This is a genomic window from Brevibacillus choshinensis (assembly GCF_016811915.1).
Taxonomy (GTDB): domain Bacteria; phylum Bacillota; class Bacilli; order Brevibacillales; family Brevibacillaceae; genus Brevibacillus; species Brevibacillus choshinensis_A.
Window position 1 is genome coordinate 1,986,638 of sequence record NZ_CP069127.1, and the last position, 13,929, is coordinate 2,000,566.

Below are 13,929 nucleotides of genomic sequence, written 5' to 3' on the forward strand. Positions count from 1 at the left end.
AAATGGCATGGCAATATCGCACCGTACATTGCGGAGAAGTAACAAAAGAACACGTCGGACAGGAAATCGTCCTGAATGGATGGGTACAAAAGCGTCGTGACCTCGGCGGAGTTATTTTCATCGACTTCCGTGACCGTACCGGCATCGTGCAAATCGTGTTCAATCCAGAGCACCACAAGGGTGCTTGGGAGCTCGCCGATAAAGTTCGCAGCGAATACGTACTGGTCGTAAAAGGAACGGTTGTAAACCGCGCGCCGGAAGCGATCAACCCGAAATTGCAGACAGGAGAAGTGGAAGTGCACATCTCCGACATTCAAATTCTCAACGAAGCGAAAACGCCTCCGTTCCAAATCGAGGATGAAATCGATGTAGATGAGCAAGTGCGCCTGAAATACCGCTACCTGGACCTGCGCCGTCCGGAAATGCAGCGCTCCCTGATTCTGCGCAGCAAAGCAGCGAAGGCATTCCGCGACTACCTCGACAACAACGGCTTTGTGGAAGTAGAAACCCCCATGCTGACAAAGAGCACGCCAGAGGGCGCCCGCGATTACTTGGTGCCATCCCGTGTGCATCCAGGCGAGTTCTATGCATTGCCGCAATCACCACAGCTGTTCAAGCAGCTGCTGATGGTGTCCGGTCTGGAACGCTACTATCAGATCGTTCGTTGCTTCCGTGACGAAGACCTGCGCGCTGACCGTCAGCCGGAATTCACCCAGGTGGACATTGAGACATCTTTCCTCTCTATGGAAGAAATCCTGCCCATGATGGAAAAGATGGTCGCACACGTTTTCAAAGAAACGCTCGGTATTGACATCCCGACTCCGTTCCCGCGCCTCACATACGCAGATGCAATGGGACGCTACGGCTCCGACAAGCCAGACGTTCGCTTCGGCATGGAGCTGACCGATGTATCCGACCTGGTAGCGAGCAGTGATTTCAAAGTATTCGCCAGCGTAGTAGCGGGTGGCGGTCAAGTAAAAGCGATCAACGCGAAAGGCTGCGGTCACTATTCCCGCAAAGAGGCTGACGACCTGCAAAAATTCGCAAACCGCTATGGTGCGAAAGGCCTGGCGTACATCGGCTTCCAAGGCGGAGAGGTGAAAGGTCCAATCGCGAAGTTCTTTAAAGAAGAGGAAATCGCTGAACTGAAAAAACGCCTGTCCGCTGAAGATGGCGACTTGCTTCTGTTCGTGGCAGACAAACCAAAAGTGGTTGCGGATGCTCTGGGTGCCCTTCGCTCCAAGCTGGGTGCGGAGCTCGGCCTGATCGACCACAGCAAATTCGCGTTCCTGTGGGTCGTAGACTTCCCACTGGTTGAATGGGATGAAGAGGCGAAGCGCTACGTGGCTCTGCACCATCCGTTCACTCGTCCAAAAGACGAAGACCTGCACCTGTTCGACACGGATCCAGGTCAAATCCGTGCACAAGCGTACGACATGGTGCTCAACGGCTACGAGCTCGGCGGCGGTTCCATGCGGATCTTCAAGCGTGACGTGCAAGAAAAAATGTTCAAAGCGCTCGGCTTTACACCAGAAGAAGCCCGCGAGCAATTCGGCTTCCTCCTCGATGCGTTTGAATACGGCACACCACCGCATGGCGGTATCGCACTCGGTCTGGACCGCTTGATCATGCTGCTGGCAGGACGCACCAACCTGCGCGAAGTGATTGCGTTCCCGAAAACAGCGAGTGCAACCGACCTGATGGTAAACGCACCAGATGTGGTAGCTCCAAGACAGCTGTCTGACCTGCACATCGCGACAACCGTTGAAGAGGAAGAAAAGGTAGAAGCGTAAGCGACTTGCACAACCGCATTGCGATTTGATACAGTGGTAATACTAAAATGAAGCCCTGCGATGTACGTGAAATCCGATAGTTTTGAGCCACAAAGTTTTTTTAGGGAGTTTACCGTCCGCAACTGTAAAGGCATGCCTCCGTTTGAGTGGACGTCTGTAACAGTTGGGCAAGACACCCACCTGCGATGAGCAGGTTCAAAACTAAGGAGCTGAACGGCATAATGGGGCTCCTTTTTTCGCTGGAATCCTACTTTTCCGATTGACTATAACTTCGCTTATGAAATGAAAGGTGACAAGACGATGCTTCATCAATTTTCCCGCTGTGAATTGGCCTTTGGTCCCGAAGGTTTGGAAAAAATGAAAAACAGCCGCGTTGCGGTATTAGGTATAGGCGGAGTGGGGTCTTTTACCGTAGAAGCCCTGGCTCGGACAGGCGTAGGCAAATTGGTAATGGTGGACAAGGATGTCGTGGACATTACCAACATCAACCGCCAGATTCATGCTACACTGAATACAGTCGGGCAGAAGAAAGCCGAACTGATGAAGGAACGGATCGCTTCCATCAATCCGGAGTGCGAGGTCGTTACCTTGAACATGTTCTTTACGGAAGAGACGGCAAGTGAGTTCTTTGCACATGAAGTAGACTACATCGTGGATGCCATGGACACCATGTCCGCCAAGCTGTACTTGATCAAGGAAGCAAAGCGACGCAACATTCCCATTATCTCCAGCATGGGAGCGGCGAACAAAATGGATCCGACCCGTTTCGAGGTAGCGGATATTTCGCAGACCAGCTACGATCCGATCGCCAAGGTGATTCGCCGTGAGCTGCGCAAGGCAGGAATCTACAAGGGAGTGAAAGTGGTTTATTCCCGTGAGATTCCGGTGACCGTACGCTCAGACGTGCGCGAGCAAATCGTTTCCAATCCGAATTCTCCGATTAGCAAAGTGCGGCAGCCTCCAGCAAGCAACGCCTTTGTTCCGTCTGTTGCCGGTTTGATTCTGGCAAGTGTCGTTGTGCGTGACTTGTTGGATTGGCAGCCAGCAAAAGGATAGTGAACTATGGACGATCTGTTTACGTTTGCCTATGACCAGCAGGGTGGAGGCAAACAAAAGCCGTTGGCTGCCCGGATGCGCCCCAAGTCTATTGATGAGGTGATCGGGCAGTCCCACATACTCGCGCCCGGAAAGCTGCTGCGGCGCGCCATCGAAGCCGATCAGGTCTCGTCGCTGATATTTTACGGCCCGCCGGGAACCGGGAAGACAACCTTGGCAAAAGTCATTGCGGGGTCGACGCGGTCCCATTTTTCCGAATTGAATGCAGTCACTGCTGGCGTGGCTGATATTCGGAAAGTGGTGGAGGCAGCCAAGGAGAGGCTCGTGATGGACAACCAGCGGACAACGTTGTTTGTAGACGAGATCCATCGCTTCAATAAATCTCAGCAAGACGCACTGCTGCCTTATGTAGAAGAGGGAACGATCATTTTGATCGGGGCGACCACTGAGAATCCTTTTTTTGAGGTGAATCCGGCCCTGCTGTCGCGTTCGCAAATCTTCTCCCTGCAGTCTTTGACCCATGAAGAGCTGCAGCAGGTGGTGGATCGTGCACTGAAGGACGCCGAGAATGGCTTGGGGGAGCTGTCCGTTTCTCTGACACCGGAGGCGGCCGAGCATCTGATCCATTACGCAGAAGGGGACGCCAGGCGATTGCTGAATGCATTGGAGCTGGCTGTCACCACGACTCCGTCGGATAAGGACGGGCGTGTGGTGATTACATTGGATGTAGCGGTTGAGTCCATTCAGCGGCGAGCTGTTCGCTACGATAAAAGCGGGGACAACCATTACGATACGATATCGGCGTTCATCAAATCCATTCGGGGCTCGGACCCGGATGCGGCTCTGTATTGGCTGGCACGCATGATCGATGCAGGGGAAGACCCGCGCTTTATATCGCGCAGGCTGGTCATCTCTGCATCCGAGGACATCGGCAATGCAGACCCCCAGGCGATCGCTGTCGCGACAGCTTGCTTTCAGGCTGTTGAACTGGTCGGGATGCCGGAGGGGAGGATTCCTTTGGCACAAGCCACGACCTACCTCGCGACTGCACCGAAGAGCAACGCTGCCTACAACGGAATAAACGCGGCTTTGGAACGCATTCGTACCGATGGGCACAAACCGGTTCCGATTCACCTGCGCGACGCTGCCTACAAGGGAGCGGCCAAGCTGGGACACGGAAAGGGCTATCAGTATCCACATGATTACCCATATGGGTACGTACCCCAGCAATACTTGCCGGATGGTGTCCATTATTCCTTTTACCAGCCCAAGGATCATGGTTATGAGCGGCATATCCGAAAGTTTCAGGAAGAGCGGAAAAAACTGGATCATCGCGGATTGCCTCCACAAAAAAACTCCCCCGAGTAAGGGGGAATTCAGTCGTCAGGTACGGACGTCGCCGCCTGGCTTGTTAGGCAAATCGCCATTTTCATTCGGCTGCTTGCTATTCTCACTGGCACCGAAACGAGCTTTGTGGGCAATGGTTCCCGCCGGTTGATCGTACAAGGTTTGGGACGGGTGATTGCGTCCCCGTTCAGAGCGTTTATTCGTCGCCATGATACTTCACCCCCTGGATGCTAGTGTGTCCCGTCACAGCGAAGTCATGTAGGCTGCCAGAAATGGGTTTGCATCCATGCATGAGGGGATAAGCAGATTAGAAAGAGGAGAGTTGCTACATGAAGATTTCAACGAAAGGACGTTACGGGCTGACCATCATGATGGAGCTCGCAAACCGTAACGGAGAAGGGCCGACTTCACTGCGGAGCATCGCCCAGCGTCATGACCTGTCTGAGCATTATTTGGAGCAGCTGATCGCACCTTTGCGCAATGCTGGCCTGGTAAAGAGCATTCGCGGTGCATATGGCGGATACGTATTGGCAAAACAACCCGAGGAAATATCAGCGGGCGACGTGATTCGCGTATTGGAAGGGCCAATCAGCCCTGTCGAATTCGCAGAAGAAGAAGATCCGGCAAAACGCTATCTGTGGCTCAGAATCCGCGACAGCATTTCTGCCGTTCTCGATTCTACCTCCCTGCAAGATTTAATCAGCTTCGAGGACGATGGCCGTTCCGACAACTATATGTTTTACATTTGACGGACGTCAAGTGCTCAAACATTTGACGAACGTCAAATCACTAATTGGTAGGCGCTACCAAGTATGTAGAAGGTGACATCCGTGTCTGACATGATGTATTTTGATCACGCAGCCACGACTCCCGTGCATCACAGGGTCGTGGAAGCGATGACCCCGTATTTGACGCAAGTATTTGGCAATCCCTCCAGTGTGCATGGTTTTGGGCGAGAGGCGCGCAAGGCATTGGAGGCGGCGAGAGACCAGATCGCCGCTTTCATGGATGCGGATCCGCAATCGCTCATTTTTACCGGAAGCGGAACGGAAGCTGACAATTTGGCGATCATCGGCGGTGCGATGGCCCAAAAAGAGCGCGGTCGTCATGTCATTACCTCGCAGGTGGAGCATCACGCGGTTCTGCATGCATGCGAATACCTGGAGCAAGCCGGCTTTGAAGTGACATACCTGCCTGTAGATGAGACCGGTTCTGTGCGTTTGGCAGATTTGAAGGAAGCGATTCGCCCAGATACGGTCCTCGTTTCCATCATGTACGGAAACAACGAAGTCGGCACGATCCAACCGATTGAAGAGATCGGCGCGTTTTTGCGCGAAAAAGGGATCATCTTCCACACCGATGCGGTTCAGGCGTTTGGGGTGCTGCCCGTACGCGTGAGACAGCTGCCAGTGGATATGCTGTCTGTCTCTGCTCACAAGATCAATGGCCCTAAAGGGGTAGGCGCTTTGTACGTAGCCAAAAAGGTGCCGCTATCACCGATCATGCACGGGGGCTCCCAAGAGAGGAAGCGACGTGCAGGCACAGAAAACCTCGCCGGGATCGTTGGATTTGCCGAAGCGACAAGAGTTACTTCAGAGGAAATGGATGATCGTGTCTCCAAGTACAGACGGATGAAAGAAGAGATGGAGGCTGTCTGGAAGGAAGCGGGCATCGCTTATCAGATCAATGGACACCCTGAAAGAGTGTTACCTCATGTCTTTAATGTCAGCTTTATCGGTGTACATACCGAAACCATGCTGATGAATCTGGACCTGGTCCGTATAGCTGCATCCAGTGGTTCGGCTTGTACATCGGGTTCACTCGAGCTGTCTCACGTCCTCACCGCCATGAATCTGGATGAAAGCATCGCGACATCTGCGATTCGTTTCAGCTTTGGCATCACCAATACGATCGAAGAAGCGAAGAAGGCCGCTCAAGCTGTGGCAAGCATTGTGAAGCGCCTGGTGAAATGAGCGTAGTTTACTCAGTGAGAACAGAAGACTGTTGAAAATAAACCGTTTGGGAGAATCCAGAGCCCAAGCGGTTTTTTGCGTCAAAAGGTAGGTAAACAGCCACTTCCAAAAGGGGGGAGGGATGCTCCCACGTCGACCACTACGATCACTGGATAAGCAAAAGCAAAAAACCAGCGAGTGTACTCGTTGGTTTTTTCACTTTTGTGAAAGAACGACCTCGCGAATTGTGGTTGATTATGGAAAATGATACACTTGTATGCAGCTGCATGTGACAATAGAACTATTGCTTCAGCCTCAAAAAGGAGAGGGATTTATGTTCATCAAGGGTATCTCCATTCGTTTTAAACTCGTTATCACCATACTGATCATCACGATGGTCCCGTTGATGACAGTCGGCTATTTGCAGTTTGAAAATGCCCGCAAGGCCGTCTATGAGCTTACCGTGACCGATTTGCAATACATAACGGACATGAAGACAAGAGAGCTGGCTCCATACACACAGGACGCCTCCGTGTTTGAAGGAAACAAACAGAAAATTAGTGAAATCATCGGCGAAGTGGCAGAGAGATATTACAAGCCGAATGGGATGAACGGCTATGCCTACATTATCGATGCGCAAGGCGTTGCGATCGTCCATCCAGATCCCTCAGTCCAAAACACCTCGCTCGCGCAAGAAGAGTTCACCAAAGAGATCTTGGCGAAAAAGAAAGGATGGCTGGAATACGATTTTCAGGGAGCGACCAAGCTCACCGTCTTTGAGGAGCTTCCCAACGGTTGGATCTTGGTCATCGGAAGTTTCCAGAATGATTTGCTAAAAACAATTGAGAGCAGCCGCATGCTCATGTTTTTGCTCAATCTGGCCAGTGCCATCATTGCTTTGGTTGTGGGAATTTTTATCGTCAACAAACTGGTCCGTCCGCTAAAAGAACTGGTAGCCGTCATGAAGGAAGCAGAGTCGGGTAATTTGACTGGTGTCGTGCAGGTGAGATCCCGCGATGAAATCGGTGCTCTGTCCGCCATGTACAATGAAATGATGGGTGGCTTCCGCAGAATGCTGCAGGAGGTGCAGCACGTCTCCCAGCAGGTGGCGGCTTCCTCTGAAGAGCTGACGGCAAGTGCCTCCGAAAGCGCACGAGCCTCCGAGCAAATTTCTGCGGCGTCTTCGGAAATCGCCAGCGGATCCGATCAGCAAAAACGAGCTGTGCTGGATACCACTCATTTTCTGCACCGAATCGGAAACGATATTGGAGAGATCGCCGAGTCGACCGATCATGTCAGCACCGATGCGAGCCAAGCGTTTCAGCTGGCCAAAGGTGGAGAGGGCAAGCTGAAAAAACTGGTGGAGGAAATGGATCAGATCACGAGCCATGTACGCCAAACGGAGCAGGTCATAAGGGAGCTCGGGCTGCAATCGGAAAAAATCATGGGAATCATCACGATCATTCGCCAGATATCCGATCAGACCAATCTGCTCGCACTGAATGCCGCGATTGAAGCCGCACGGGCCGGCGAGCAAGGACGGAGCTTTGCTGTAGTCGCACAGGAAGTACGCAAGCTGGCGGAACAATCCGGACAGGCAGCTGAAGAAATCGCGAGCTTGATTCATACGACGCATCAGGAAATACGGGATGCTGTCACCGCGATGGAAGCGACTACCGAGGCCGTACAGGAAGGCAGAGGAGGCGTCGCGTCCGCAGGTGAAAGCTTCCAGCAAATCCTGATTGCCGTGCAGGATGTAAGCAATCAGGTAAATCGGATGAATGAAGCCGCGAGGGCCATTCATCACGATACGGAGAAGCTGGTAGGAAACGCTGACCATATCGCCAGCTTGGCCGATACAGCAGCGCGCGATACGCAGGAAGTGGCGGCCGCCTCTGAGGAGCAGACAGCGACGACAGAGGAGATGACTGCGGCGGCCGAGACCTTGGCGGAAATGGCGGAACGGTTGTCAGAACAGGTAAAACGATTTACAATCTAACAAGAGTTGAAGGTAGAATCCACTTTGTTCGAAAGTGGATTTTTTCCTTCCCAAGGGTGTTTCTCTCGGGAATGAGCTGGGTAAGGAGGAGTAAGGGATGGACGAACAGCAGACAATCTCCTTGTTTGCCGAGACATACATACGCGGATTTCTCGCACAAGAAATTTTTTACAATGAAGAAACGTGGTACGGAGTGATTCGTCTTAAAATTGAAGAGACAACCGAAAACTTCAAGGATTCGGAGGTAATCATCGTCGGCAACTTTCCGCGACCTCATCCGGATGAGCTCTATACCTTTTACGGAGAGTGGAAGACGCATGCCCGCTTTGGCCAGCAATACGTAGCCAGACGCTACGAGCGGGAGACTCCGAAGACGCTCGCGGGTGTGGAGCGTTATTTGGCGAGCGGACTCTTTCAAGGAATCGGGAAGAAGATGGCAAAAAGAATCGTGGAACAGCTGGGGATCGATGCTCTGTCCATCATTGCCGATTATCCGGAACGCTTGGCAGAGGTGCAGGGGATCTCTGAATCACGTGCCAAGATTATTTATGAATCTGTCATCGAGCACCGCTCCCTGGAGAGTGCGATGGTCTTTCTGTACGATTTTGGCATCGGCGTCAACATGGCGCTGCGCATTTACCAGACGTATAAGCTGGAAACCATGACCGTGCTCAAGGAAGAGCCCTACCGTCTCATTGAAGATGTGCAAGGGATCGGTTTCAAACGCGCGGATGATATCGCGCGGTCAACGGGAATCGCCGCGTCATCCGAAGAACGGGTAAAAGCAGCTGCCTTGTTCACTTTGCAGGAGGCTTCGTATTCGGAAGGGCATGTGTATCTTCCGGTGGACGAGCTTTGCGAAAAAACGATGAGATTATTAGACGAGTGTGGCGGCCATGCCTTTGCCGCCGAAGAGATCACTTTGGCGGTAGAAGGGTTGTTCGTCGCAAGCAAAATCGCATGGGAAGACGATCGGGCGTACCTGCCCTCCTTGTTTTTCGCAGAGCTGGGCTTGGCGAAACGGCTCCGTCATTTTTCGAGCAGGGATCAGTTCGCATCATTTCCTGCTTCGGAGTTTTATCGAGCCATCGGGGCTGTCGAGGATGAGTTGGCCATCACCTATGCACAGACGCAGCGGGACGCCATTGAACAGGCCGTCACGTCAGGGCTGATGCTGCTTACCGGTGGTCCGGGTACGGGGAAGACGACGGTCATCAGAGGGATCTGTCGCGTGTTTTCGCAGCTGCACGGCTTGTCTCTGGATTTGAAAAAATACGGCGAAGACAATCCGTTTCCCATCGTGCTGGTTGCACCCACTGGTCGCGCGGCCAAACGGATGACCGAGACGACCGGGCTACCGGCAATGACGATTCATCGTTTGCTTGGCTACAAAGGGGAGAGCTTTGAGCACGATGCGGAACATCCGATCAAAGGTCGCCTCTTGATCATCGATGAGATGTCGATGGTCGATATTTGGCTGGCCAATCAGCTGTTCAGGGCGATACCCGACGAGATGCAGGTCATCATGGTGGGGGATCCGGATCAGCTGCCGTCTGTCGGTCCAGGAAACGTGCTGCAGGATATGATTCGCTCCGGCCTCTTGCCCTTGGTGCAGCTGACAGAAATCTACCGGCAAGCAGAAGAGTCCACGATTATCCGCTTGGCGCACGACGTGAGAAAAGGGAATGTACCTTTGGACTTGCTGAAAACCACTCCGGATCGGCGATTTTTCACAAGTTCGCCACAAGATGTACCGGAAGCAGTGAAACAAATTTGCTCCGGGGCCGTAAAAAAAGGATATACGGCAAAAGATGTACAAGTTCTGGCCCCATTTATAAAGGAAATGCCGGCGTAAACCGGCTGAACGAAGAGCTGCAGGAGCTGTTTAATCCAAAGACTCCCAGAAGCGGCAAGTGACGTTTGGAGAAACGGCATTCCGCACGGGTGACAAAGTCCTGCAGCTGGTGAACAATGCCGAAGAACAGGTGTTCAACGGTGATATGGGTGAGATTGTTGCGATTTTTTTCCCAAACGAAAACGCAGAGAACGAAGAGATGCTGGTCGTATCCTTTGACGGCCGGGAAGTGACGTACAAGCGCTCGGCGTATCATCAGCTGACGCTGGCGTACTGTTGCTCCGTCCATAAGTCACAAGGAAGCGAATTTCCGATTGTAGTGATGCCGTTTGTCAAAAGCTATTACCGGATGCTCCGGCGCAAGCTGGTTTACACAGGAATTACCCGGAGCAAATCTTTCCTCATCATGTGCGGCGAGCCAGACGCGTTTCGCGCAGCCGTGGAGACGGATGAAGAAGGAGTTCGGTACAGCTACCTGGAAGAGCGGCTTCGGCAAGGATGAGTTTGGAACCTTTTGCGTCGAATGACCCCCATCGAATCGCCAGATACTAATAGGGCGGAAGGGGGATGTCCCACATGCGCAAGGCAATGGATGTAGTTGGCTTGCCCGTCGTTTGCCTGCAAACAGGAGAGACGATCGGTACCGCCCGTGACATTCTTTGTGACTCCACTTGGCATGTACGAGGAGTCTTGCTGAGCGAACAGGGCTGGTTCCATTCAGGTACCTACATTCCTGCCGAACGGATTCATGCGGTAGGTGAGTCCTGCCTTACCGTATCGGGTAAAGACGCAATCACGCCCTTGCCTCATCTCGCCGGTCTGCAACCTGTCGGCTTCGTGACGGGAAAGACAAAGTTAAAAGGAAAAGCGGTCATTACCGCTTCTGGAGAACTCCTGGGCAGATTGGAAGACGTTTACTTTTCTGCGAACTGGGAGAAACTTGTAGGGTACGAACTGTCCAATGGCTGGATTGCGGATGTCACGGAGGGGCGAAAACGCCTGCCAGCACCGTATTCCGTCATCGTCGGGGAAGAAAACCTGATCGTGCCGGACTTTTGTTCGTAGCCAGGCGTGAAAGGGAGGTTTTGCGTGATGCGTGTCATTTGCCCGAACTGCAGTTCCAAAGATGTAGGGAAGATTGGTACCAATCAGTACTACTGCTGGAATTGCTTTATAGAGATGAGTGTTGCAGGGGAACAGATCGCTTCTGTCTACCAAGTAGAGGAAGATGGATCGCTGCATTCGCTCAATGATCTGTTTATCGAGGATCAAACGGTTACTGCTCAATTGAATATGTAGCTCACTTGAGCGACCAAAACTACTGGAGGTGGCACGCTTGATCGTAAGAAGCCTGTTGCGCATCCTAGCAACTAGTGGAATCGTGGCCGTCGTCGGATATCTGATGTCTCCACGTCGTCGTCGCAGTCGATTTTCCTTATTCATGAATCGATTGCCCTTCTCCATGCGAGACATGCAGCGCATGATGAAAACAGGTCGAAAGCTGATGCGTGCCGTCGCTCGTTAGTTTGGAAATTTTATCTGGAAAGCTGACGCCTGTCATTTTGGCGTCAGCTTTTTTGCAATAAAAAACACCTCCTGCAAAGATCCGCTCTGCAAGAGGTGTTTGGCGTTTTTATCGGAATGGGCAAGCTTTCAAGCTTATGATTGTTCCGCCAGTCGTTTTTGCTTCTGACTTTTCATGCGACCTGTCAACAGGACACCAACCACGACTGCAACGATGAACACCCATTTTACCCAAGGGTATTGTGCAAAGAATGGCGCCAGGAATTTTTCCGAAGTAACCATGCTGGCTGCCGTGTAAGCCAGGACAGCGGAACCGATGTAGATGACGACCGGATAGCGCTCCATGACCTTCAGAATCATCGTGCTTCCCCATACCATGATCGGCACGCTAATGATCAAGCCGATGATGACCAGCAGGAAGTCACCGTGTGCAGCACCTGCGACAGCGATTACGTTATCGAGACCCATGACGGTGTCAGCAACGATAATCGTCCAGATCGCAGCGCCGAGGCTGCCGCTGGCTTTCATGTTCTCATGATTGTCTTCTTGGACCAGCAGCTTCAGGGAGATCCATACCAGGATCAATCCACCGACGAGCAGCAGACCAGGGATTTTCAACAACCAAACAACGGCCAAGGTAGCCAGAGCGCGTATGACAATTGCGCCGACCGTTCCCCAGATGATCGCTTTCTTTTGCTGATTCGCTGGGAGATTTCGCGCCGCCATCCCGATGACAATCGCATTGTCGCCGGCTAGCACCAAGTCAATGACGACGATGGCTAGTAGTGCGGACCAAAATTCAGGGGTAAACAATAGTTCCATGTCTCTCTTCCTCCTCGTCCTTGGAAAGTAAAAATCCTCCGGCCGTTTTCTTGATACCTCCTATAGTCTGTTATAAAGGGGGAAAAAGAAAACGACCTTTCCCTGGACAGGCAAAGGTCGTGAAACATACAAAAAAAGACCTTTACCTGTTAGGCAAAGGTCTTGCTTACAACATAAGGAACATGTTGCCAACATAGCCGGGGATTTCTCCCGTAATGACGACTATGTTGCGTAAAAGCTACTCCCCTTTGGAGATATCCACTTGTATTATCATACTACTTCGAGGATTTTGATGTGTCAATAGGGTACATGTTTTTTTTGCGGAAAAGGCACCCTAGTAGATACGGAAGACGAAGGGAGGTCTGTCAGCGTGGATGAACTTCGGCGCAGTCGCCTGTTTGCTGCGGCCATTTGGCTCACCATTCTGTTGATCATTGGCAATCTGCTATGGCTGCTCCGACCTGTCTTGTCCGAGCTGTTTCATTTGCTGGAGGAAGTCCTGGTGCCTGTTGTGGTTGGACTGATTATCGCCTACCTGCTTCATCCGATCGTGCAGGTGTTGGAGCGTCGTCGGATGCCGCGGCTCATGGCTGTTTTGCTCATTTACGGCTCTTTTGTTCTCATCATAGCGATTGCGGTCGTGAATGCCATCCCGATTTTTACCAAGCAGCTGGTAGAGCTCTCAGATGATTTGCCGAGGCTCTCGGAGTGGTATTACAAATGGATGAGCGAATGGGAAGCCCATAAATACTTTTTGCCGGATAGCATTTCGCATGGCGTGGATCGGGTGATTATCCAGTCGCATGAGAACGTCTCCCACACCGTTACCCAACTCGTGAACAACGCCCGCAATTCAGTCGGGAAAGTGCTTGCGTACGCCGTCGTGCCGTTCATCGCCTTCTATTTATTGAAGGACATGAAAGAGCTGCATGAAGCGGGGATGTCGTTCGTCCCGCGAGCGTACCGCAAACAAGTGCTATCGGTGCTGCGAGATATCAATGAATCGCTCGGAAATTACATACATGGACAAATGATGGTGGCCATCATCGTCGGAGTGTTTGCCTACATCGGCTACTGGCTGATTGGCATGCCCTATCCATTTGTCCTCGCTTCCTTTGTCTGTCTGACGAACATCATCCCGTACATTGGCCCTCTGATCGGGGCGGGACCGGCTGTCATTGTCGCATTGACCATTTCGACAAAAATGCTTTTGTTCGTACTCGCCGTCAACGTCGTCATTCAGGTAGTAGAAGGAAACATCCTATCCCCGAATATTGTCGGGCGTTCCCTTCATTTGCATCCGCTGCTCATCATCATGGCTTTGCTCGCTGGGGAAGCGATCGGGGGGATTATCGGGCTGATTGTGGCGGTCCCGCTGCTCGCCGTATGCAAAGTCATTATCAGCCGAGTGGCGCTCATGATGCATGAAAGTTGACAGTGATCGCCAAAAAAATTTATAATACGAACAAAGCAATACAGGTTTGGATCAATGAGGGAACGAGTATGTTGCAGCCCTTCTACAGAGAGGACGCTCCACGGTTGAGAGAGCGGCCAGAAGAAGTGCGACAGAAGGCTACTCCT

Annotated in this window: 12 protein-coding genes, 1 other RNA gene and 1 pseudogene; 12 read left to right on the top strand and 2 right to left on the bottom strand. The window is 52.1% G+C overall.

Features of this window, described 5'->3' with window-relative positions; genetic code table 11:
* Nucleotides 1–2: 2 nt before the first annotated feature.
* The 4 genes from aspS to JNE38_RS10160 all read left to right on the top strand — a co-directional run bounded on the left by aspS (nt 3) and on the right by JNE38_RS10160 (nt 4,217).
* Entirely contained in the window at nt 3–1,793 is a 1,791-nt protein-coding gene (gene aspS / locus JNE38_RS10145; RefSeq protein ID WP_203356444.1) for an aspartate--tRNA ligase, read from the top strand.
* Between the two features lie 49 nt (nt 1,794–1,842).
* Nucleotides 1,843–2,025, top strand: a non-coding RNA gene (ssrS, locus tag JNE38_RS10150) — 6S RNA.
* Nucleotides 2,026–2,093: 68 nt separating this feature from the next.
* Entirely contained in the window at nt 2,094–2,849 is a 756-nt protein-coding gene (locus JNE38_RS10155; protein WP_203356445.1) for a tRNA threonylcarbamoyladenosine dehydratase, read from the top strand.
* Between the two features lie 6 nt (nt 2,850–2,855).
* The gene (locus JNE38_RS10160; RefSeq protein WP_203356446.1) at nt 2,856–4,217 is read left to right on the top strand and encodes an AAA family ATPase; all 1,362 of its coding nucleotides are present in this window, start codon (nt 2,856–2,858) and stop codon (nt 4,215–4,217) included.
* A gap of 15 nt (nt 4,218–4,232) precedes the next feature.
* Here the strand turns inward: JNE38_RS10160 and JNE38_RS10165 are convergent, their stop codons facing one another.
* A complete protein-coding gene (locus JNE38_RS10165) occupies nt 4,233–4,406 on the bottom strand; it encodes a hypothetical protein (protein WP_203356447.1) in 174 nt (57 codons plus the stop codon).
* A 119-nt stretch (nt 4,407–4,525) separates the two neighbouring features.
* On the opposite strand from JNE38_RS10165, the gene cymR reads away from it, so the two are divergent.
* From cymR to JNE38_RS10200, 7 genes and pseudogenes are all read left to right on the top strand, one after another.
* The gene (cymR, locus tag JNE38_RS10170; protein WP_203356448.1) at nt 4,526–4,945 is read left to right on the top strand and encodes a cysteine metabolism transcriptional regulator CymR; all 420 of its coding nucleotides are present in this window, start codon (nt 4,526–4,528) and stop codon (nt 4,943–4,945) included.
* A gap of 81 nt (nt 4,946–5,026) precedes the next feature.
* Complete coding sequence (locus JNE38_RS10175; RefSeq protein WP_203356449.1) at nt 5,027–6,169, top strand: cysteine desulfurase family protein; 1,143 nt, start codon at nt 5,027–5,029, stop codon at nt 6,167–6,169.
* A gap of 313 nt (nt 6,170–6,482) precedes the next feature.
* On the top strand, nt 6,483–8,147 hold the full coding sequence (locus JNE38_RS10180) for a methyl-accepting chemotaxis protein (protein ID WP_203356450.1): 1,665 nt from the start codon (nt 6,483–6,485) through the stop codon (nt 8,145–8,147).
* A gap of 97 nt (nt 8,148–8,244) precedes the next feature.
* Nucleotides 8,245–10,504, top strand: a pseudogene (gene recD2 / locus JNE38_RS10185) (SF1B family DNA helicase RecD2).
* Between the two features lie 74 nt (nt 10,505–10,578).
* Nucleotides 10,579–11,067: a PRC-barrel domain-containing protein gene (locus JNE38_RS10190; RefSeq protein ID WP_203356451.1), complete on the top strand. Its 489-nt coding sequence runs from the start codon at nt 10,579–10,581 to the stop codon at nt 11,065–11,067.
* A gap of 27 nt (nt 11,068–11,094) precedes the next feature.
* Nucleotides 11,095–11,301, top strand: coding sequence for a hypothetical protein (locus JNE38_RS10195; RefSeq protein ID WP_203357494.1), 207 nt, complete (start codon nt 11,095–11,097; stop codon nt 11,299–11,301).
* A gap of 28 nt (nt 11,302–11,329) precedes the next feature.
* A complete protein-coding gene (locus JNE38_RS10200) occupies nt 11,330–11,527 on the top strand; it encodes a hypothetical protein (protein WP_238933607.1) in 198 nt (65 codons plus the stop codon).
* Nucleotides 11,528–11,661: 134 nt separating this feature from the next.
* On the opposite strand, the gene JNE38_RS10205 is transcribed toward JNE38_RS10200, so the two are convergent.
* Nucleotides 11,662–12,348: a TerC family protein gene (locus JNE38_RS10205; protein WP_203356452.1), complete on the bottom strand. Its 687-nt coding sequence runs from the start codon at nt 12,346–12,348 to the stop codon at nt 11,662–11,664.
* Between the two features lie 370 nt (nt 12,349–12,718).
* Between JNE38_RS10205 and JNE38_RS10210 the strand changes: the two genes are divergently transcribed.
* The gene (locus JNE38_RS10210; protein WP_203356453.1) at nt 12,719–13,783 is read left to right on the top strand and encodes an AI-2E family transporter; all 1,065 of its coding nucleotides are present in this window, start codon (nt 12,719–12,721) and stop codon (nt 13,781–13,783) included.
* Nucleotides 13,784–13,929 lie beyond the last annotated feature (146 nt).

Coding starts and splice junctions, on each gene's coding strand:
- aspS (WP_203356444.1), top strand. CDS start 3: ATGGCATGGCAATATCGCACCGTACATTGCGGAGAAGTAACAAAAGAA.
- JNE38_RS10155 (WP_203356445.1), top strand. CDS start 2,094: ATGCTTCATCAATTTTCCCGCTGTGAATTGGCCTTTGGTCCCGAAGGT.
- JNE38_RS10160 (WP_203356446.1), top strand. CDS start 2,856: ATGGACGATCTGTTTACGTTTGCCTATGACCAGCAGGGTGGAGGCAAA.
- JNE38_RS10165 (WP_203356447.1), bottom strand. CDS start 4,406: ATGGCGACGAATAAACGCTCTGAACGGGGACGCAATCACCCGTCCCAA.
- cymR (WP_203356448.1), top strand. CDS start 4,526: ATGAAGATTTCAACGAAAGGACGTTACGGGCTGACCATCATGATGGAG.
- JNE38_RS10180 (WP_203356450.1), top strand. CDS start 6,483: ATGTTCATCAAGGGTATCTCCATTCGTTTTAAACTCGTTATCACCATA.
- JNE38_RS10190 (WP_203356451.1), top strand. CDS start 10,579: ATGCGCAAGGCAATGGATGTAGTTGGCTTGCCCGTCGTTTGCCTGCAA.
- JNE38_RS10195 (WP_203357494.1), top strand. CDS start 11,095: ATGCGTGTCATTTGCCCGAACTGCAGTTCCAAAGATGTAGGGAAGATT.
- JNE38_RS10205 (WP_203356452.1), bottom strand. CDS start 12,348: ATGGAACTATTGTTTACCCCTGAATTTTGGTCCGCACTACTAGCCATC.